The organism is Streptomyces sp. JLBT605 (assembly GCF_058215555.1).
In genome coordinates this window covers 3,960,533-3,980,039 of record NZ_CM177087.1, presented here as the reverse complement: position 1 = coordinate 3,980,039, position 19,507 = coordinate 3,960,533, and the positions used below count along the sequence as shown (strand labels likewise).

Below are 19,507 nucleotides of genomic sequence, written 5' to 3'. Positions count from 1 at the left end.
CGCCTCCCGGGCGCCCCGAACCTGCGGCCTGGCCCCCAGACGCTCGGACCTGGGACTTGAAGTCCCCGGCCGCGCCCGGGCACCGCGGGCTGCTCCCCGGGTGCCCCGGCGCGTGCCGAGGTGCCCTGACGTGCCCTCCGGCACATCACGGCACCCGGCCGACGCGCGGTGTGCCGGGGTCAGGCGGCGACGGGGCGGACGTTCGCCCGGACCCACTCCACGATCGAGGTGGTCGTCGCACCCGGAGTGAAGATCTCCGCGACGCCCTTCTCCTTCAGCAGCGGGATGTCGTCCTCCGGGATGATGCCGCCGCCGAAGACCTTGATGTCCTCCGCCTCGCGTTCCCGCAGCAGCTCCAGCACCTTCGCGAAGAGCGTCATATGCGCACCCGAGAGGATCGACAGCCCGATCGCGTCGGCGTCCTCCTGGATCGCGGTGTCGACGATCTGCTCGGGCGTCTGGTGCAGCCCGGTGTAGATGACCTCCATACCGGCGTCACGCAGCGCTCGCGCGATGACCTTGGCCCCGCGGTCATGGCCGTCGAGCCCCGGCTTGGCCACCACCACTCGGATCGGACCGGTCACTCCCATCACTGCCTCCATGCCTCCGTGCTCGACTGCCGTCACCGGCGGTAAGCGGTGAACGAACGTTATCGCCAGCTTCCCGCACGCAGCAGTTTCGCGGCGAGCAGCGAGGGGGAAATCACACAGTGGGACACGTCCACACGGAGCCGCACCGGCCGAGCCCGTCCCGCGCCGTCAGGGGGCGGGGCCGCCGTTCGCCTGGTTCGGCCGCACAGCAACCGCAGCGGGGAAGTCGCACCGCCGCGTCGTGAACCGGTGTCGCGAGCCGGCCGACGCGGTGGTGCGGTCACCGGGAAGACCGACCGGAGCGACGGCCCCCGGAGCGACGGATCCTCGAGCCCGGCCCACCCGCCTCGGCTGCTCGTCAGGGCACGCGGAGCAGAGCCGCTTCCGCGGGTCGTTCGGGAGGCCGGCCATGAAGACCTTGCCCTTTCCGCTCTCGCTGATCGGGCCGCTGCGCTCGTCGACCGCCCTGGTCCGGGCCACCGCGGTGGACGCGGCGGTCCTCGCCGCACACGTCATCCTCTATCCGACCGGCCTGGCCCAGGAGCGCCCGTACCGCGAGCCGGGCACGCTGGACGGTCCGGACGCACCGGACGGCCCGGATGGACCGGCCGCGTCGGAGGGACCGGCCGGCGCGGATCGCCCGGACGGCGTACCCGACCCGTCCGCCCCGGGCGGGAGACGGTCCGCCGCCCACCGCCCGGTGCTGCTGCTGCACGGGTTCATCGACAACCGCTCGGTCTTCGTGCTCCTGCGCCGCTCCCTGCGCCAGGCCGGCCGTCACCACGTGGAGGGCCTCAACTACTCACCGCTGACCTGCGACGTCCCGACCGCCGCGGCGGCCCTCGGAAACCGCGTCGAGGAGGTCTGCCGGCGCACCGGGCACGACCGCGTCGACCTCGTCGGGCACAGCCTGGGCGGGCTGATCGCCCGCTACTACGTGCAGTTGCTGGGCGGTGACGCGCGCGTGCGGACGCTGGTCACCCTGGGCACCCCGCATGGCGGCACCCGGGTGGTGGCCCCGCTGCTGTCGGCGCACCCGATCGTGCGGCAGATGCGGCCGGGCTCCCCGGTGATCGAGGCGCTGCGACAGCCGGCGCCGCACTGCCGCACCCGCTTCGTGAGTTTCTGGAGCGATGTGGATCCCGTGGTGACACCGGCGGAAATGGCCCGCATCGACCACCCCGACCTGGCGGCCGAGAACGTGCGGGTGACCGGAATCGGCCATCTCGCCCTCCCCGTGCACCGGATCGTCGCGGGCGGCGTGTGCCAGGCACTGACGGAACGGCAGAAAACGGAACCCCGGCATGCCGGGCAGGACGGCGGGGACGACGCTTCCGGGGCCGCATCGGTTGCTTGATCACGCGGATCATTACCGAACAGCAATCGAACACCCGGCCAAGTAATGGCACACAGGACGCCGAAAGGCGACCAAATGCCCTTTCCCGCACCGTCGGAAACCTGCCGAAGATTGTCGGCGTCGCATACCGCCGGGTACAGTCGCCGCTAATTCTCCTGCTGCCGAGGCGAAAGAGAAGTTGGTGGTGAACGACCGTCACCCGTCGGGGAGCTCGATCCCGACCGTCCCCGCTGCTGACGCCTCATATGCCCAGTTCTATGGGGCGTACGACGAGCAGCAGGGCAGTGAGCAGAGCTACGCCGGGTACGACGGCTACTCCACCGGCGACTTCGGCCAGCTCGGCGCGGCCTATGACGGCACCGATCCACTCCTCACCGATCTCGCGGGCGACGCCTACGGCACCGGCCAGTTCCCGACGGGGCAGTTCACGGCGGGCCTGTACGACACCGGCACGGGTCAGTACGACACCACCGGTCAGTACGCCACCGGCAGCTACGACCTCGGCCAGTACGACACCGGGAGTTACGAGACCGGACAGTGGGACGCCTCCGGGCAGTGGAGCCTCGGCAGCATCCCCCAGCAGTCCACGGAACCCGGCACCGGCGGCTACCCGACGGGTGGCTACGACACCGCCGCGGCGTGGGGCGAGACCGGCTATCAGCTCTCCGGCGCCATCCCCGCCCAGCAGACCACGGACGCCACCGGCCAGTGGGACCTGAGCGGCCAGGCGGACGGCACCGGCCAGTGGGACACCAGCGCGCTGTGGGAGACCGGCGGCGCGGACTCCGGTCAGTGGGACGAGAACCGGCCCTGGGATGAGGCCGGCGCGTACGAGACCACCGGAGTCGACACCGGGCTGACCCAGACCTGGGACGCCACCGCCTGGACAGCCGGCGACTCGATCTACGAACAGCAGCCCGGCGGCGAGCCGTACGGCACCTCGGACGGCTCGGGCGACGCGTTCGACGCGGCGGCCGGCACGGACGGCAGCGGCGGCGCCGGGAACCACCGGATCCACGACGCCCACCAGGCCGATGGCAGCGGCGAAGCCGGCGAGGCCCCGCACGCCGATGGCGCCGACCGCACCGACGACGAGCCGGTCCTGGTCTCGGCCCCCTCCTACCCCGACGGCCCGCGCCGCGACGGCTCCCGTCGCGAGAGCTCCCGCCGGGACGGCGCACGCGGCCGCCGCCGTACCGCCGCCCGCCCCAAGCGGTCCGCGCTGCTCACCGTCGCCGTGCCCTCCGTCGCCATCATGGGCGTGACGGCCGTGGCCGCGGCCGCCGTCAGCGGTGTCGGCGGCGACAGCGACAAGGACGACTCGACCACCCAGGCCGCGCCCGACGCGGCTTCGGTCAAACCGTCGGTCGCCAACAGCAAGCTCGACACCCAGCTCGCCGGACTCTCCGACCGCGCCGACGACTTCGCCGACCGGGCCAGCCGCACCCAGGAGCGCATCGACCTCAAGGAGCGGCAGGCCGCCGAGAAGAAGCGCAGGGCGGCGGAGGCGGCGCGCAAGGAGGCGCTGCGCCCGAAGTTCGCACTCCCGGTCACCCAGCACGGCCTCAGCGCCCAGTTCGGCCAGGCGGGCATCAACTGGATGTCGGTGCACACCGGCATAGATTTCCCGGTCAGCTACGGCACGCCGGTGATGGCGGCGACCGACGGCACCGTACGCACCCAGTGGAACAGCGCCTACGGCAACATGGCGATAGTGACCTCGCCCGACGGCACCGAGACCTGGTACTGCCACCTGAGCAGCACCAAGATCCGGTCCGGTTCGGTGAAGGCCGGGGACGTCATCGCCTACTCCGGCAACTCCGGCAACTCCACCGGGCCGCATCTGCACTTCGAAGTACGCCCGGGCGGCGGTTCCGCGGTCGACCCGCTCCCCTGGCTGCGCACGCACGGGCTCGACCCCACATAACAGGCCCGCTGATCAAGCCCACCGACTGATGGCGGCGGCCCCGGCCCACCGGCCGGGGCCGCCGCCATCAGCGCTGCTCCGTCAGAGCTTCTCCACCGGTGCGTACCGCAGCAGCAGCCGCTTCGGCTTCTCGTCACCGAAATCGATGGTCGCCTCGGCCGCGTCCCCGCTGCCCTTGACGCCGACCACGGTGCCCAGCCCGAACGAGTCGTGGGTGACCCGGTCGCCGATCGCCAGCGAGACCACCGGCCGGTCCTTGGCCCGCCGGGTCGCGAAGCCGCTCGCCCCGCCGCCCACGGCCCCCCTCGAGCGCGAGGACGACCGGGAGGCCGACGACGACAGCGACGAGGCGATGCCGGAGCCGGCGCCGATGGAGTTCATGGAGGCCGAGGGCGCCGAAGGGCCGGTGCGCTTCCAGTGCAGATACTGGTCGGGGATCTCCTCCAGGAAGCGGGAGGGCGGGTTGTACGAGGGCTGGCCCCAGGCGCTGCGCATCGTGGAGCGGGTCAGATACAGCCGCTCCCGGGCGCGGGTGATGCCGACATACGCCAGCCGCCGCTCCTCCTCCAGCTCCTTGGTCTGGCCGAGCGCCCGCATGTGCGGGAAGACGCCGTCCTCCATGCCGGTCAGGAAGACCACCGGGAACTCCAGGCCCTTGGCGGTGTGCAGGGTCATCAGCGTGATGACGCCGCTTCCCTCCTCGTCCTCGTCCGGGATCTGGTCGGAGTCGGCGACCAGGGCGACCCGCTCCAGGAACTCGGCGAGCGTGCCCGGCTCGTCCTCCGTCCGCTCCTGCTCGAATTCCAGGGCGACGGCGGCCAGCTCCTGGAGGTTCTCGATGCGGGTCTCGTCCTGCGGGTCGTTGGACGCCTGGAGCTCGGCGAGATAGCCCGTGCGCTCCAGCACCGCCTCCAGGATCGTGGCCGGTCCGGCGCCGGACTCCACGATCGTGCGCAGCTCCTCCATCAGGGTGTTGAAGCGCTTGACCGCGTTCGCCGAGCGGGCCGCCATGCCGTACGCCTCGTCGACGCGGCGCAGCGCCTGCGCGAAGGAGATCTTCTCGCGGAGCGACAGGGCGTCGACCATCGCCTCGGCGCGCTCGCCGATGCCGCGCTTGGGCACATTGAGGATGCGACGGAGCGGAACGGTGTCCTCCGGGTTCGCCAGGACCCGCAGGTAGGCCAGGACGTCCCGGACCTCCTTGCGCTCGTAGAAGCGCACTCCGCCGACGACCTTGTAGGGCAGGCCGACGCGGATGAAGATCTCTTCGAAGACACGGGACTGGGCGTTGGTGCGGTAGAAGACGGCGACGTCCCCGGCCTTGGCATCGCCCGCGTCCGTCAGCCGGTCGATCTCGTCGGCGACGAACTGGGCCTCGTCGTGCTCGGTGTCGGCGACATAGCCGGTGATCCCGGCGCCCGCGCCCGCCTGGGTCCACAGGTTCTTCGGGCGGCGGTTCTCGTTCCGCTCGATGACGGCGTTGGCGGCGCTGAGGATGGTCTGGGTGGAGCGGTAGTTCTGCTCCAGCAGGATGGTGCGCGCGTCCGGGTAGTCCTCCTCGAACTGGAGGATGTTGCGGATGGTGGCGCCGCGGAACGCGTAGATCGACTGGTCGGCGTCGCCCACCACACACAGCTCGGCGGGGTCGAAGTTCTCCGTGCCGGTGCCGACCAGCTCGCGCACCAGGGTGTACTGGGCGTGGTTGGTGTCCTGGTACTCGTCGACCAGGACGTGCCGGAAGCGGCGCCGGTAGTGCTCGGCGACGTCCGGGAACGCCTGGAGCAGATGGACCGTGGTCATGATGATGTCGTCGAAGTCCAGCGCGTTGGCCTCGCGCAGCCTCGACTGGTACATCGCGTACGCCTGCGCCAGCGTCTTCTCGAAGCCGTCGGCGGCCTGCCCGGCGAAGGTCTCCTCGTCGATCAGCTCGTTCTTGAGGTTGGAGATCTTGGCGCTGAAGGACTTGGGCGGGAACCGCTTGGGGTCCAGATCCAGGTCGCGGCAGACCAGGGCCATCAGCCGCTTGGAGTCGGCGGCGTCGTAGATCGAGAAGGAGGAGGTGAAGCCGAGCTTCTTCGACTCGCGGCGCAGGATCCGCACACAGGCGCTGTGGAAGGTGGACACCCACATGGCGTTGGCACGCGGGCCGACCAGCTCCTCCACCCGCTCCTTCATCTCGCCCGCGGCCTTGTTGGTGAAGGTGATGGCGAGTATCGAGCCGGGGTGCACCCCGCGCGCGCCCAGCAGATACGCGATGCGGTGGGTCAGCACGCGGGTCTTGCCGGATCCGGCGCCCGCGACGATGAGCAGCGGGGCCCCGTGGTGCTCGACGGCGGCACGCTGCTGGTCGTTCAGCCCCTCCAGCAGCGCGGCCGGGTCCACCGCGGGGCGGGCGGCGCCGTCCCGGTAGTACGGCTCCCGGGCCTGGCTGGGTACGGGCACGTTAAAAGTGTCGCCGAAGAGGTCATGCGGCACCTCCTCCGCACCGTGCCCGGTGGCGTACTCGGGGTCCTCGGGCGGCGGCGGAGGCTCGTCGCCCGCGGGGGCGGAGGCCGCGGCGTCGAGGTCCGCCAGGAAGCTGTCGTCAAAGAGGCTGCTGCTCATCGCCCACCGAGTCTAGGCGGAGGCACTGACAGCCCACACCCGAATGTCACGAAACGGTTTCGGGCAAATCGAACACCAGCCTTCACAGGCGCCCCGCCCGTTGGCTAGCGTGCTCGCCCAAGCGGCCCGACCCCCGTCGGCGACAGAGCCGGCACGGCCCGCCCTCCGCACCGCCGACCCGGTAGGCGGACCACGGAAGGAGCGCCTGTAAGTGGCGTCACACCGTAAGCCCCGCCCGTCCACGGCCCGAATACTCGAGTCGTCCTCCGCCGGCCGCCGCACCGCCGTGGGCGTCACGACCGCCGCACTGGCCTCGGTCACCCTCCTGACGCAGACCGCGAACGCCGCGCCCGGCGCGCCGAAGCCGTCGATCGAGGAGGTGAAGCAGCGGGTCGACAAGCTCTACCGGGAGGCGGGCACCGCCACTCAGGAGTACGACGCCGCCAAGGAGGCCGCCGCCGAGCAGCGCGCCAAGGTGGACCGCCTGCTGGAGGACGCCGCCAAGCGCACCCAGAAGATGAACGAGGCGCGGCGCACCCTCGGCGCCTACGCCGCCGCCCAGTACCGGCACGGCGGGATGGAGGGCACCGCGCACCTGCTCCTCGCCGACGAGCCGCAGGACTACTTCGACACCGACCACCTGCTGGACCGGCTCAGCGGCCGGCAGAAGGACGCGCTGGACGAGTTCCGCACCCAGCAGGCCCAGGCCCTGCGGCAGCGGACCAAAGCCACCTCCAGCCTGACCGAGCTGGCCGAATCGCAGCGGCGGCTCCGGCAGAAGAAGGAGTCCGTCCAGACCAAGCTGGCCGAGGCGCGCACCCTGCTGTCACAGCTGACCGCCGAGGAGAAGGCGCGGCTGGCGGCGATCGAGCGGAAGAAGGAAGCGGAGGCGCGGCGCAAGGCGGAGGAGCTGGCGCGCAAGCAGCGCGAGGCGGAGCGACAGCGGCAGGAGGAGGAGCGGCAGCGGCAGGAGGACGGGAACGACGGCGGGACCACCGATCCCGGCGACTCCACCACGCCGCCCACCGACTCCACCAAGGCCGAGAAGGCCGTCGCCTTCGCCCGCGCCCAGATCGGCAAGCCCTACGTCTGGGGCGCCACCGGGCCGAACTCCTACGACTGCTCCGGCCTGACGCAGGCCGCCTGGAAGGCGGCGGGGGTCTCGCTGCCCCGCACCACCTGGGATCAGGTCAAGGTCGGCACGCGCGTCGCGACGGCCGACCTGCACCCCGGTGACCTGGTCTTCTTCTACGACGACATCAGCCATGTGGGGCTCTACATCGGCGACGGGATGATGATCCACGCGCCGAAGCCGGGCGACACCGTCAAGATCGCGCCGATCACGGAGATGCCGATCTACGGGAGTGTGCGCCCGGCCTAGGGGGTGTCCGGCTCAGGTCAGCGGTGGTGCCCGGCTCGACAGGCGGCCCGGCTCAGGTCAGCGGTGGTGCCCGGCTCAGGTCCAGAGCACCGCGATGAAGATGTTGGCAGTGGTCAGCGTGCCGACCGCGCCGAAGAGGGCCGGGGGCAGCTTCTCCTCGTCCCGCTTCACGTAGACCAGCCCGAGTATCACCACCAGCACCGCCATCTTCACGGCGAGCTTGACGTTGTTCAGGCTGTTGTCGTCGGCCTGGTTGAGGCCCACCAGGGCCACGCCCGTCACCAGCATGGTCAGCGCGCCGTGCAGCATCGCCGGCGACATCCGTGCCTCGCCGGCCCCCATGACCTTCGTCTGGGTGAGGAAGCCGCCCAGCAGCGCGGCGATGCCGATGATGTGCAGCCCGACGAAGACGTGAATCGTTGCGTCCATGGCCCGGAGCGTAGCCCGGCCCTTAGCAGGGATCGGCGGCCGGGTATGCGGCAATCGCCGCTTCGGTCACAGCCGCCCGGAATCCCTTCGACTCCCCGTCGGCGGAACGGTCACCACCGGTCCCCCGACCACCGAAACCGGTCATTCCCGACCTTCCCGCAACCTCTGCCCGATGTGCCGGTCTAGCTTCCTCTGCCAGGCGGCGGCCCGCTCCCCCCGTACGGGCCGCCGCCGCGTCACCGGAAGGAAGTGACCCACCGCTGTGGCCTCGCACCGGAAGCCCAAGCAGCGCCCGTTCACCGGCGGTTCCAGCCGTTCCGCCCGCACCGCCGCGACCATCGCGCTGGCGGGAGCGGCGACCGCCGCCACCGCGTTCGAGAGCACCGGGCACGCCGCCGAGCCCAGGCCCACCCCCGCCCAGGTGAAGTCGAAGGTCGCGGAGTACCACCAGCAGGCCGAACAGGCCGCCGAGCGGTACAACGGCGCCCGGGAACGGGCGGAGGCCGCCCGGTCCTCGTACGAGGAGCTGCGCGATGAGGCCGCCCGGAAGACCTCCCGGCTCAACACCGCCCGCAACGCGCTGGGGTCGTACGCCACCGCGCAGTACCGTTCCGGCGCCGTGGCCCCCTCGCTGCGGCTCGCCATGGACTCCTCGCCGGAGAGGTATCTCGCCGCCGCCGGGGCCGCCGACCACGCGGCCGATCGACAGGCGTCGGCGGTGGCCCGCATCGTCCGGCAGATAAGGGGGCTGGCGCAGGTGCGCACGGAGGCGGGCGGCAGGCTGGAGGAGCTGAACCGTTCCCGCGGCGCGCTCGCCCGTCACAAGCGCACCGTCGAGGCCAAGCTGGCCGCCGCCGACCGGCTGCTGGACCGCCTCACCGCCGAGCAGCGGCACCGGGCGTCGGCGGACGGCGGCACCGGCGGCGAGGGCCACGCGGGCAGCGACAAGAGCGGCGGCGCGAACGGCGGCAAGCAAGCGGACGGCGGAAGGCAGGCGGACGGCTCGGGCGGGTCGGCGGAGGCGGTGGGGCGGCGCGCCGGTGGCTCCTCCGGCGCCCCACACACCTCGCGCTCCCGGGCGTCCTCCGAGTCCCCGGATGCCGGCCTCTCCCTCCCGCTGACCCCGGCTCCCTCAAGCCGTGCCGCGCTGGCCGTCAGTTACGCGTACGAGGCGATCGGCAAGCCGTACGTCTGGGGTGCGACCGGTCCCACCGGCTACGACTGCTCCGGGCTCACCCAGGCGGCGTGGCGGGCGGCGGGCGTCGCCCTGCCACGCACCACCTACACCCAGATCGGGGCGGGGAAACGCATCACCCGCTCCCAGCTCGCCCCCGGCGACCTGGTCTTCTTCTACTCCGGTGTGAGCCATGTGGGGCTCTACATCGGCGGTGGCCGGATGATCCACGCCCCCCACCCGGGCGCCCCGGTGCGGATCGCGCCGATCGACCACATGCCGTTCGCGGGCGCGGTCCGCCCGGCATAGCCGCCGCACCGCCGTGACCACCTTGCTGACCTGCGAGATCACGATGGAAGCCAGGATCGTCCGGGCCGTCCCCGCCGGTATATGCTTCGGCGAATTTTTCGAACCACAGGCACAGGGTGGGGAACGCCGACATGCGGAGATCTGGCAGAGCAGTGGTGGGCGCGGCGATCGCGACGATGATGATCGGAGCGCTCAGCGCCTGCTCGATGCTGACCGGCGACGACGCGGACGACAGCAAGGGCAAGGGCGGCCAGAAGAGCGACAAGGGCTCGCACGCTGCCTCCTCCTCCGGCAAGAAGATCGGGGACAAGGGGACGGCCTGCCCGCTGCCCGTCACCTTCGACCTCGCCAAGGGCTGGAAGCCGAAGGCCACCACGCCGGCCACGGCCGAGGACACCAAGGACAAGGAGCTCGCGGAGGCCCTCAACGGACTCCTCGACCAGGGCGAGGTCCACATGGTCTGCGAGATCGACGCCAAGCCCGCCGGGAACATCGGCTTCCTGCGGGTCTGGACCGGTGAGAAGACGGCCGGCGGCGGCGACGCCCGGAAGGTGCTCGAAGGCTTCCTCGCCGGCGGAGGGGACAAGGCCAGCGGCGAGAAGTACCGCGCGGTCACGGTCGGTGGGATGAAGGCCACCGAGGTCACCTACACCACGTACAACAAGCTCATGGAAGAGTCCAAGAAGGAGCGCGCGCTCGCCGTGATGACCGCGAAGGGCGCCGTGCTGCTGCACCTGGGCGGCCTCGACAGCGAGGAGCACGAGGAGATGCTGCCGGCGTTCGAGCTCGCCAAGCAGACCCTGGCGCCGTCCGGCGCCTGACGCCCGAAGTCGGGCTCCGGGTCCGGCCGGTCTGCCCGGCCGGACCCTGCCCGATCATCTGGAGGCGGGCCGTCAGCCGCCGATCATCCGCAGGCCGTCCGCCGCCGCCGGGGACAGCTCGCACTCCCGCAGCTCGGAGACCGGCAGCCAGGCCACCTCGGCCGTGGAGCCGTCCGCCTCGGCGACCAGCGGACGGCCAGGCACCAGGTCGACCTCGTAGAAGAGGGCGACCAGGTGCCACGCCACCCCCAGCCGCTGGGCCGAATAGCTGCGGGCCGCCACCAGCCGCGCGTCGCGCGGCTTCAGACCGGTCTCCTCCTCCAGCTCGCGCGTCAGGGCGTCCCCCGGCTGCTCACCCGGGTCGATGCCGCCGCCAGGCAGGTGCCACAGGCCGGGAGCGAAGACCGGCGAGGCGTCCGACAGGCGGGCGAGCAGGATCCGCCGCTCGCCGCCGGAGGCGTCCGTGGCCAGCGCGTACGCGGAGACCCGCCGGCGTATGCCCTCCGCCGCCTCCATGCCGCTCAGATCAGGCGCCGGGCGGTGGCCCAGCGCGTCAGCTCGTGGCGGTTGGACAGCTGGAGCTTCCGCAGCACCGCCGAGACATGGCTCTCCACCGTCTTCACCGAGATGAACAGCTGCTTGGCGATCTCCTTGTAGGCGTATCCGCGGGCGATCAGCCGCAGCACCTCCCGCTCCCGCTGGGTGAGCCGGTCCAGGTCCTCGTCGACCGGCGGGGCGTCGGTGGAGGCGAAGGCGTCCAGGACGAAGCCGGCCAGCCGCGGGGAGAAGACGGCGTCGCCCTCACGGACCCGGTAGATCGCGTCCACCAGGTCGGTGCCGGTGATGGTCTTGGTGACATAGCCGCGCGCACCGCCCCGGATGACGCCGATGACGTCCTCGGCGGCATCCGACACCGACAGCGCGAGGAAGCGGACCGGCTGCTCCGGGTCGGCCATCAGCGCGCTGCTGCGGCGCAGCACCTCGACCCCGCCACCGCCGGGCAGATGGACGTCGAGCAGGACGACCTCCGGCCGGGTGGTGCTGATGACGGAGACGGCCTGGTCGACGTCGGCCGCCTCACCGACCACCCGCACACCGGTGCGGTCCGTCTCGCCGATCTCGGCCTGGACCCCGGTGCGGAACATCCGGTGGTCGTCGACGAGCACGACCCGCACCTGGCGCCCCGGCCCGCCGGCCGCCGCGGCCGCCCCCGGCTTCCTGTCCGGCGCCTCGGGCTCCGCCCCCGGTCCCTGCTGCTCCGTCATGCCTCGTCCGCCCTCTCCATCTCCAGCTCCACTTCGGTTCCCCCCTCGGGTGCGGACCGCAGGCGAGCCGTACCGCCGTTGCGCTGCATCCGGCCGATGATCGATTCGCGTACGCCCATCCGGTCGTCCGGCACCGACTCCAGGTCGAAGCCCGGGCCCCGGTCCCGCACCGAGACGAAGACCGTACGCCCCTCGACCTCCGCGTACACCTGGACGGGGCCACCCTCGCCACCGTACTTGGCGGCGTTGACCATCGCCTCGCGCGCGGCCTGGAGTTGGGCGCCGAGCCGCTCGTCGACGAGGCAGTCGCCGACGACCACCACCTCGATCGGCACGCCGTGGTAGTCCTCCACCTCTGCCGCGGTGCGGCGCACCGCCTCGGCCAGGGTGTCCGGCACGTCCGTCTCGGCCTCGTCCTTGCCGGTGCCTTCCGGCTTGTACAGCCAGGCGCGCAGCTCCCGCTCCTGGGCCCGCGCCAGCCGGGCGACCTCACGGGGGTCGTCGGCGCGGCGCTGTATCAGGGTGAGGGTGTGCAGCACGGAGTCATGGACATGCGCGGCGACTTCGGCACGTTCCTGGGCGCGGATGCGCATCAGCCGCTCCGCCGACAGGTCCTGCATCATGCGGACCAGATACGGGCCGGCCAGCAGCGCGACTCCGACGATCACCGCCAGCGTGGCCTGGAGGACCGCCCCCAGGTGCTTGGCCGAGCCCTGGATGACGACGATGCCGGTCACCCCGGCGCCCACCAGCGCCACTCCGGCCGCCACCCGGGCCACCGGCAGCACCCGCTTGCTGCGGCTGAGCTCCACCCACTGGGCGCGGCGCGCGTTGTCCGCCTGGCGCCAGACCAGGGCCACACCCGCGCCGATCAGCAGCAGCGGCCAGATGTAGGTGTTGGCCCGGCCGAGCTGGAAGCTCTCCACGAAGATGCCGGCGCCGACTATCAGCGCGATCAGGGCGACGACCTGGCCCTTGTCGGGCCTGCGGGCGAAGACACGGCGTCTGCCGTCGGGGCCGGGCGTGGTGCTGACGGGGGCCGGCCGCTCGGTGTCGACGCCGCCGACGCCCAGCGGCACCACGAACCAGAACAGCGCGTAGACCAGGGCTCCGAAGCCCTCGGCCATGAACAGCGACGCGAAGATGATCCGGACCCAGGAGACCGGCAGCCCCAGGTGCCCGGCCAGGCCGCGCGCGACGCCACCGAGCATCCGCCCCTCCGCGCTGCGGTACAGCTTGCGGAGGGGCGGCTCGGCGAGGTCAGGCGGCGGGGCGGAATGCGACCCGGCACGCGGCGTGGTGGCTGCCATGGACCCGATCGTCACACGATCAGCGGCTCCGGGACATCAGGGATCACCCCTGACCGGACCCGGAGGCGGCACGAGGGGCGTCCCCGGGCAGCGCCAGTCCGTCCCTGACCTGGTTGAAGACGGTCAGATACCGGTCCCAGTCGGCTCTGGGCGCCGAGAGGTAGAGGGCGTACTCCTTCTCACCCTTGCGGCCCCAGCACAGGTCGATGGCGTACCACTCCCGCGCCGCGCCCTGCCAGCTCATCTCCCACACCGCCGCTTCCTGACCACGGAACTTCGTCCGCTGCATCCGCCGCTGGTAATAGTCCTTCACACCGGCCTTGAACTGCCTCTCCACCTGCTGGAGGTGTTCGAGGGGGTCGGGGCTCGCGAAGTCCAGGACGTCGAAACGGATGCCGACCTTGCCGCTGGGGTCGATGTACTTCACCTCCCGGGACGACGTCACCTCGCGGGTCCAGTGGTTGGGCACGGGCACCGAGACATCGAACTGCTGCTCGTACTGGAGGTGGTAGCCCTCGGGGACGGGCGGCGGGGTGTGCCGGGACGAGTCCGGAGTGGAGTCGTCCTTGGTCGGTCCGGGGCTGTGCTTGCCCTCGCTCTCCGACTGCGTCGTACCCCCGTCGTCGTCGCGGGAGAGCAGATAGACGCCGCCGGCCGCGACCAGTGCGACCACCATGACGGCCAGTGCGCTCAGCAGTGCGGTGCGGCGGCGCGGCCGGCCACCCTTAGGGGGCGCCGGTACCGGAACCGTGGGAGCGGTGGAAGCGGTCGGCGCCGGACTCTGGCCGGGCGCCGATGCGGCAGACGCGACAGACGGGGCAGCTGCGGCAGATGGGGCAGGCGCGGTGGTGGCGGTGGAGCCGCTGGGGCTCGTCGGAGCGAACGGCGAGCGGAGCAGGGTCGTCTCGGCCTCCGCGGCCGGACGCCGCAGCGCGCGTTCCACTTCCTCCAGCGATGGACGCTCTTCGGGGTCCTTGGCCAGCAGCGCCTCGACAAGACCGGTCAGTGGACCGGCGTTCCGTATCGGCTCCAGCGGGTCCATGGCGATGGCGTACGCGGTCTCCATCGCGGTGGCCCGACGGAACGGAGGCCGCCCCTCCAGCGCCTGATAGAGCGTCGCCCCGAGCGCCCACAGGTCGGAGGCGGGCCCGGGCTTCCGTCCCTTGACGCGCTCCGGGGCGATGTAGTCGATGGAGCCGACCACTTCACCGGCCTTGGTGAGGGTGGAGGTGCCAGTCGCCATGGCGATGCCGAAGTCGGTGAGGACGACCCGCCCGCCACCAGGGCCATCAGCCTCGTCCGCCCGGCCCAGCAGCACGTTGCCGGGCTTCACATCGCGGTGCAGCACCCCCGCGGCGTGCGCGGCACGCAGTGCCGCGATCATCCCGCGGCCGATCCGGGCCGCCTCGGCGGGCGAGACCGTGCCGTCGTCCTTGAGCACATCGGCGAGGGTGGTGGACGGCACGTACTCCATGACGATGCACGGCAGCCCGCCGTGGTCGACGACATCGTGCACCACGACCACATTGGGGTGGGTGATCCGGGCCGCGCTGCGCGCCTCGCGACGAGTGCGCTCGTGGAGGGTGGCCAGCTCGTCGTCGGACAGGTGATGTGAGATGTGCAGCTGTTTGACGGCGACCTGACGGCCGAGCAGTTCGTCCTCCGAACGCCACACCGTGCCCATGCCACCGCGGCCGATCTGCTCCACCAATCGGTACCGTCCGGCGATCAGCCGCCCCTCGTCCGACACCGCGCACCCCTCCGGCCAGCCCCGCATGTGTTCGACACGACACGATAGCCGCAGCGGACTCGGGGTCGATCTCAGGGAAGGTCCAGGGTCGAACCGGATATCGCAGGTCGGGACGGCTTGTCACCATGGACGCATGACCGATGCACAGCCCGTTGTGGGCACACAGGAGGGCTTGCCGCTGCGCCGCAGCCGTGAGCACCGGGTGGTCGGCGGCGTGTGCGCCGGGCTCGGCCGGTACTGCGACATGGACCCGGTCATCTTCCGCGTGGTGCTGTCCGTGCTCGCGGTCACCGGCGGTGTCGGTCTGATCGTCTACGGCTTCTGCTGGCTGCTGGTCCCGGCGTACGGCGAGGAGGAGAACGAGGGCCGCAAGCTGCTGTCCGGGCGTGTCGAGGGCCCCGCGCTGACCGCGGTGCTGTGCGCGCTGGTGGGCTGCGGGCTTTTCCTGTCCATGCTCAACAAGGACGGTGTCGTCGCCTTCTCCTTCATGCTGTCGCTCGCCGCGGCCGGGACGGCGTACTGGTCCCGCCGCCGCCAGGCGGAGCGCGGCGAGGGCGCGGCGGACACGGCGGCCCACGCCGCGGCCGGCGCCGCTGCCCCCGCCGCCGGGGCTGCCGCCCCAGCCGCCGGCGGAAGCGGTCCGGCCGCCCGCGGCAAGGGATACGAGGGGGCGCCGCCGGAGGCACAGGCGCCACCGGCCCGTGGCGGCCCCTCCTGGTGGCGGGACCCGATCGTCAAGGACGGCACGACCGGGCATGTCGGCACGGGGTATCTGTGGGGTCCGGACGATGGCCCCGACAGCCCCGACGAGCGGGCCCACGGCTCACATCTCGCGCGCGGGGCGACCGCGGGCCGCTCCCGCCGAGTCCGGGAGCGGACCTCGATCGGCGGCTGGACCTTTCTGCTGGCCGTCCTCGCGGCCGCCGTCGGGATCGGCGCGTCCTGGCACAGCCGACCGCTGGGCACCAGCCTGGAGATCGGGTTCGCCGCCGCGCTGGGCGTCTTCGGACTCGGGCTGCTGATCAGCAGCGTCTACGGACGCACCGGAGCGGGCACCATCGTCGCCGTGGTGCTGACCGCCGGGCTGCTGGCGGCCGCGGCGGCGCTGCCGAAGTCGGTCACCGCGGACTGGAAGCGGCGCACCTGGGAGCCGGCCGCGGCGGCGCAGGTGCGGTCCTCCTACGAGTTGGGCAGTGGTGTCGGAAAGCTGGAGCTGGCGGACATCCGGCTGGACCGGGGCCAGACCGTGCACACCCGGGCGGAGGTCGGAGCGGGGCGGCTGGCGGTGACCGTGCCGCGCGATGTTCGAGTCAAGCTCGACATCGAGGTCGGTCTCGGAGACATCCAGCTCCCCGGGGAGAACGAGGACGACGTCGACATATCCCCGCTGCGGGACCGGACCCTGACCCTGGAGCCGATGGGCGGGCAGCCCGCCCGAGGCACGTTGGAACTGGACTTGGAGGTCGGAGTGGGCCAAGTGGAGGTGACCCGCCCATGAGACGACACGCGTTCGAACCCGGCAAGCTCGTCGCGGGACTCGCGGTGCTGAGCGCCTGCCTGCTCTACAGCATGGACGCGGCAGGAAGATGGCACATACCCGCGTTCGTGGTCGTCCCGGTCATCGTGGGTGGGCTGTGTCTGGCCGGTGCGGTCTCGGTGCTCGCGTATGTCGCGCGCCGCCGCCGGACCCGGCGCACCGAGTCCGCGGCACCGCCTCACCCCGACGTGGACGCGACGGCGCACTGAGGAGCTCGGGGCGGTGGCTCGGCGAGCGCGGGGCGGGGCAGGACAGGGCAGGGCAGGGCAGGGCAGCCAAGGGAACCCGGTGGCTCGGCGAGCGGCGGGGGCGGCCGATGGGCCCCGGTCAGTCACGGGCGGCGGGGTCGGTCGATGGGGTCCTGGTGACCAGCGGGCGGCGGCAGGGCGGCAGCAGGCCGGCTGGCCACCGTCCATGGCCACCGGGTCAGTCGGCGGGGCGGGGATTGTGCCGTGCGCGGCGCCGGCGGGAGAGTTCCGCGTCCGCCGACAGCACCGGGGCGCCCCCCAGGATCAGCGGGAGCCAGGCCATCAGATAGGCCAGGTCGTTGCCGTAGTAGTACGGCTCGGTCTGCCAGCTGACGGTGAGCCACAGGCTCAGCGAGATCAGCGCCCCGCCGAGCGCCGCGAGCCGGGCCAGGACGCCGAACAGCGTGCCCAGGCCGACCGCCACCTCACCGATGGCGATGGCATAGCCGAAGCCCGCGGGGGCCTTCAGCGCCAGGTCGACCAGCCACGGCACGGCAGAGACGTCGCGCACCGACCGCATCATCTCGCCGATCGAATCGGTGCCCGAGGAAGCGAAGAAACCGGAGGTGGTGAGTTTGTCGAGACCGGCGTAGACGAAGGTGACGCCGAGGAAGACGCGCAGCGGCAGCAGGGCGTAGCGGGTGGCGGAGGAGCGCCAGTCGTGCCCCGCGAGACCGGCGGCGAGGCCCAGCCGGCCCCCGCGCCCGGAATGGTCGGCGTGAGCGGAGTGGTCGGCGTGGCCGGTGTCGCCCGCGCGGCCCGCGCGGCGGGTGCGTCCCAGGCGATGCGACCGATCCGCCCGGTGCGAGCCGGCCTGCTGGTGCGAGTTGTTCCGGTCCGGGCCGTCCGCCTGGCCTCTGTGGTCGGCCTGGTCCTCGAGGTGGCTCCCGCCCGGCCCGTTCGTCTGGTGTTCGCGTGTCATCTGGCCCATCCGCCTCTCGTCGCGCCCTCACCATGCATACGGGTCGCGGCGGCGGATGGTTCAAGCCGAGACGGTGCGGTCGGTGGCGCTTGGGCGGACCGGTCAGTCGAGGACGTCGATGGGATAGCGGTTGCTCTCCGCCCCTGAGGCGGTGATGACCTGGACATCCGCCCGGCCGGGTTCCACCTCCGCTGGGACGGGGACGGTCAGCACGGTATCCGCCGGGTTGGTGAAGCCACCGGCGACCGGCACCAGCGGGACGTGCACATGGACGGTGCCGATCCGCACCACGGTGCGGGTCAGCCGGTCCGGGTCCAGCGCGCCCGGCGGGACGAAGCCGCTGCCCCTGATCTCGATGTCGTCGCCGATGCGGATCGGCCCGTCCAGGTCACCCGCCTCCCGGACCCGCACGACCGACAGCACCGTGGGCCGCCCGGCCTCGGCGTACTTCCCGGCCAGGCAGGTCACGGCGGACACCGCCACCAGCACCGCGATGCCCCACGGCAGGGCGGGCAGCCGGTGCGGCTCACGGGCCAGGGTGACGCAGGCGAAGACCGCGACGGCCGCGTTCAGCAGCACGTACTGCGCTTCGGTGAAGCTGCCGCGCCCGGCGTCGTCGGTCAGCAGGTCGGCGGGGCGCGGGCGTTCGGCCCGCACCTTCTGTGCCCGCTGGGCGCGCACCCGGTTGGCCACGACCAGCCGGGCCAGCACCGCCACCGCGCAGCTCAGCCCGAGCACGGTGAGGGCGGCGGCGGAGCGTCCCAGGCCCAGCCCACCGGACGGCGGGCCGTCCGCCCGCGCCACCCGCTCCACGGTGAGCATCAGCACGGTGTACCCGGCGAACAGCACCCATCCGGCGGCGACGGTGCGCGAGGTGGACAGCCGGTTGTCCTCGCCGATGAGCGGCGCGAGCAGCCCGCCGCGCGCCCGGTGCAGCCAGGCCGCGGCGGTGAGCAGCACACCGGTGCCGAGGGCCGCGAGCAGCGCGGCGGTACGGGCGACGGTCCAGCCGTTCGCGGCCAGTGCCGTGACCAGTTGGGTGATCAGCAGTGCGCCGACCGCCGCCCACACCACGGCGACCATGCGCCGCCAGACCTGGGACAGCCACGCCTCGCTGGCCTCCCGGCCGCGCTCCGCGACGGCCCGGGCGGCCTGGGTCAGCTCGTCCGACACCCACTGCCGGGACGCCCCCGCCGAGTGGGCGAGCGCGGCGGGCAGGCCCTGACCGGCCGCGAGTCGGTCGCGCAGGGCGGCGAACTCGGCGACCGCCCGGCGGTGGGCCTCGCGCGCCCCCTGCGGGCAGCCGCAGTCCGCGTGCGAGGAGGGGGCGCGGGGTGCGGGCGCGGCTGTGGGGGCGGGGGTGGTGCCGGGGACGGCAGGGCGGGGAACGGCGGGACGGGGGGCAGTGGGATGTACGGAGCGGACGGGGAGGGTTTCGGCGTGCACCGCCTGCGCTTCGTGGTCCGCACCGGCGCGCGGCGGCCCACCCGTCGTGCCGGGGCGCGGTGGGTGGGCGGAACGTGGCGACTGTGCGGGCTGCGCGGGCTCCGGGGCGGGCCTGGGCGCCGGGGGCGATGTGGAGCGTCCGGAGTGCGCCCGGCCGGGGCGGCCGGCGGGCGGCGCGATCGGCGGCACCGGGGGCGGCGGCGGATACGTCGGCCGGGGCACCGCCCGCCCGACGCCGCCCCGTCCCGAGCCCGGGGCGCCGCCGGAGCCCGCGCCGCCACCCGAGCCCGTACCGCCGCCCGAGCCCGCGCCGCCGCGCGAGGCGCCCGTCGGGGAACCGCCCGTCCGAGAGGCGCTCGTCCGCGACGGGTCCGGCGATGGCGCGCCCGTCCGCGACGCACCTGCCCCCGACGCCCCCGTACCCGACGCGCCCGCCC

General features: G+C 72.7%; 16 protein-coding genes. 7 read left to right on the top strand and 9 right to left on the bottom strand.

The window, feature by feature from the left end; genetic code table 11:
* Positions 1-179 precede the first annotated feature (179 nt).
* Positions 180-590 (bottom strand): coenzyme B12-dependent isobutyryl CoA mutase small subunit, encoded by a 411-nt coding sequence (gene icmB, locus AC4BDD_RS17305; protein WP_490686345.1) that lies wholly within the window; start codon positions 588-590, stop codon positions 180-182.
* Positions 591-999: 409 nt separating this feature from the next.
* Between icmB and AC4BDD_RS17300 the strand changes: the two genes are divergently transcribed.
* Positions 1,000-1,947: an esterase/lipase family protein gene (locus AC4BDD_RS17300; RefSeq protein WP_490686344.1), complete on the top strand. Its 948-nt coding sequence runs from the start codon at positions 1,000-1,002 to the stop codon at positions 1,945-1,947.
* Positions 1,948-2,131: 184 nt separating this feature from the next.
* Positions 2,132-3,874, top strand: a complete 1,743-nt coding sequence (locus AC4BDD_RS17295) for a M23 family metallopeptidase (protein ID WP_490686343.1) — start codon at positions 2,132-2,134, stop codon at positions 3,872-3,874.
* 81 nt (positions 3,875-3,955) lie between these two features.
* Here the strand turns inward: AC4BDD_RS17295 and pcrA are convergent, their stop codons facing one another.
* Positions 3,956-6,478, bottom strand: a complete 2,523-nt coding sequence (gene pcrA / locus AC4BDD_RS17290) for a DNA helicase PcrA (protein ID WP_490686342.1) — start codon at positions 6,476-6,478, stop codon at positions 3,956-3,958.
* A 211-nt stretch (positions 6,479-6,689) separates the two neighbouring features.
* On the opposite strand from pcrA, the gene AC4BDD_RS17285 reads away from it, so the two are divergent.
* Entirely contained in the window at positions 6,690-7,859 is a 1,170-nt protein-coding gene (locus AC4BDD_RS17285) for a C40 family peptidase (protein ID WP_490686341.1), read from the top strand.
* Positions 7,860-7,934: 75 nt separating this feature from the next.
* On the opposite strand, the gene AC4BDD_RS17280 is transcribed toward AC4BDD_RS17285, so the two are convergent.
* Positions 7,935-8,288: a hypothetical protein gene (locus AC4BDD_RS17280; RefSeq protein WP_490686340.1), complete on the bottom strand. Its 354-nt coding sequence runs from the start codon at positions 8,286-8,288 to the stop codon at positions 7,935-7,937.
* A gap of 262 nt (positions 8,289-8,550) precedes the next feature.
* Here AC4BDD_RS17280 and AC4BDD_RS17275 point away from each other — a divergent pair, with 262 nt between their 5' ends.
* On the top strand, positions 8,551-9,771 hold the full coding sequence (locus tag AC4BDD_RS17275) for a C40 family peptidase (RefSeq protein WP_490686339.1): 1,221 nt from the start codon (positions 8,551-8,553) through the stop codon (positions 9,769-9,771).
* A 131-nt stretch (positions 9,772-9,902) separates the two neighbouring features.
* Complete coding sequence (locus AC4BDD_RS17270) at positions 9,903-10,592, top strand: lipoprotein (protein ID WP_490686338.1); 690 nt, start codon at positions 9,903-9,905, stop codon at positions 10,590-10,592.
* Between the two features lie 72 nt (positions 10,593-10,664).
* Here the strand turns inward: AC4BDD_RS17270 and AC4BDD_RS17265 are convergent, their stop codons facing one another.
* Genes AC4BDD_RS17265 through AC4BDD_RS17250 form a run of 4 tightly spaced genes read right to left on the bottom strand, consistent with a single transcriptional unit; the run spans position 10,665 to position 14,944 of the window.
* Positions 10,665-11,108 carry an NUDIX hydrolase gene (locus AC4BDD_RS17265; RefSeq protein WP_490686337.1) on the bottom strand — a complete coding sequence of 148 codons (444 nt, stop codon included), beginning with the start codon at positions 11,106-11,108 and terminating at the stop codon, positions 10,665-10,667.
* Between the two features lie 5 nt (positions 11,109-11,113).
* Positions 11,114-11,857 carry a LuxR C-terminal-related transcriptional regulator gene (locus AC4BDD_RS17260; protein ID WP_490686336.1) on the bottom strand — a complete coding sequence of 248 codons (744 nt, stop codon included), beginning with the start codon at positions 11,855-11,857 and terminating at the stop codon, positions 11,114-11,116.
* The gene (locus AC4BDD_RS17255; RefSeq protein ID WP_490686335.1) at positions 11,854-13,167 is read right to left on the bottom strand and encodes a PspC domain-containing protein; all 1,314 of its coding nucleotides are present in this window, start codon (positions 13,165-13,167) and stop codon (positions 11,854-11,856) included. Before AC4BDD_RS17255 ends, AC4BDD_RS17260 begins: the two co-directional genes overlap by 4 nt.
* Positions 13,168-13,210: 43 nt before the next feature.
* Positions 13,211-14,944: a serine/threonine-protein kinase gene (locus AC4BDD_RS17250; RefSeq protein ID WP_490686334.1), complete on the bottom strand. Its 1,734-nt coding sequence runs from the start codon at positions 14,942-14,944 to the stop codon at positions 13,211-13,213.
* Between the two features lie 106 nt (positions 14,945-15,050).
* On the opposite strand from AC4BDD_RS17250, the gene AC4BDD_RS17245 reads away from it, so the two are divergent.
* A complete protein-coding gene (locus AC4BDD_RS17245) occupies positions 15,051-16,415 on the top strand; it encodes a PspC domain-containing protein (protein WP_490686333.1) in 1,365 nt (454 codons plus the stop codon).
* A complete protein-coding gene (locus AC4BDD_RS17240) occupies positions 16,412-16,663 on the top strand; it encodes a hypothetical protein (RefSeq protein WP_490686332.1) in 252 nt (83 codons plus the stop codon). Before AC4BDD_RS17245 ends, AC4BDD_RS17240 begins: the two co-directional genes overlap by 4 nt.
* Positions 16,664-16,880: 217 nt before the next feature.
* On the opposite strand, the gene AC4BDD_RS17235 is transcribed toward AC4BDD_RS17240, so the two are convergent.
* Positions 16,881-17,393, bottom strand: coding sequence for a DoxX family protein (locus tag AC4BDD_RS17235; protein ID WP_490691811.1), 513 nt, complete (start codon positions 17,391-17,393; stop codon positions 16,881-16,883).
* A 333-nt stretch (positions 17,394-17,726) separates the two neighbouring features.
* Complete coding sequence (locus AC4BDD_RS17230; RefSeq protein ID WP_490686331.1) at positions 17,727-19,070, bottom strand: hypothetical protein; 1,344 nt, start codon at positions 19,068-19,070, stop codon at positions 17,727-17,729.
* Between the last annotated feature and the right edge of the window lie 437 nt (positions 19,071-19,507).

Excerpts from the sequence above, each read along its gene's own strand:
- icmB (WP_490686345.1), bottom strand. The coding sequence starts at position 590 with ATGGGAGTGACCGGTCCGATCCGAGTGGTGGTGGCCAAGCCGGGGCTC.
- AC4BDD_RS17250 (WP_490686334.1), bottom strand. The coding sequence starts at position 14,944 with ATGCGGGGCTGGCCGGAGGGGTGCGCGGTGTCGGACGAGGGGCGGCTG.
- AC4BDD_RS17240 (WP_490686332.1), top strand. The coding sequence starts at position 16,412 with ATGAGACGACACGCGTTCGAACCCGGCAAGCTCGTCGCGGGACTCGCG.
- AC4BDD_RS17265 (WP_490686337.1), bottom strand. The coding sequence starts at position 11,108 with ATGGAGGCGGCGGAGGGCATACGCCGGCGGGTCTCCGCGTACGCGCTG.
- AC4BDD_RS17280 (WP_490686340.1), bottom strand. The coding sequence starts at position 8,288 with ATGGACGCAACGATTCACGTCTTCGTCGGGCTGCACATCATCGGCATC.
- pcrA (WP_490686342.1), bottom strand. The coding sequence starts at position 6,478 with ATGAGCAGCAGCCTCTTTGACGACAGCTTCCTGGCGGACCTCGACGCC.
- AC4BDD_RS17270 (WP_490686338.1), top strand. The coding sequence starts at position 9,903 with ATGCGGAGATCTGGCAGAGCAGTGGTGGGCGCGGCGATCGCGACGATG.
- AC4BDD_RS17260 (WP_490686336.1), bottom strand. The coding sequence starts at position 11,857 with ATGACGGAGCAGCAGGGACCGGGGGCGGAGCCCGAGGCGCCGGACAGG.
- AC4BDD_RS17245 (WP_490686333.1), top strand. The coding sequence starts at position 15,051 with ATGACCGATGCACAGCCCGTTGTGGGCACACAGGAGGGCTTGCCGCTG.
- AC4BDD_RS17255 (WP_490686335.1), bottom strand. The coding sequence starts at position 13,167 with ATGGCAGCCACCACGCCGCGTGCCGGGTCGCATTCCGCCCCGCCGCCT.
- AC4BDD_RS17300 (WP_490686344.1), top strand. The coding sequence starts at position 1,000 with ATGAAGACCTTGCCCTTTCCGCTCTCGCTGATCGGGCCGCTGCGCTCG.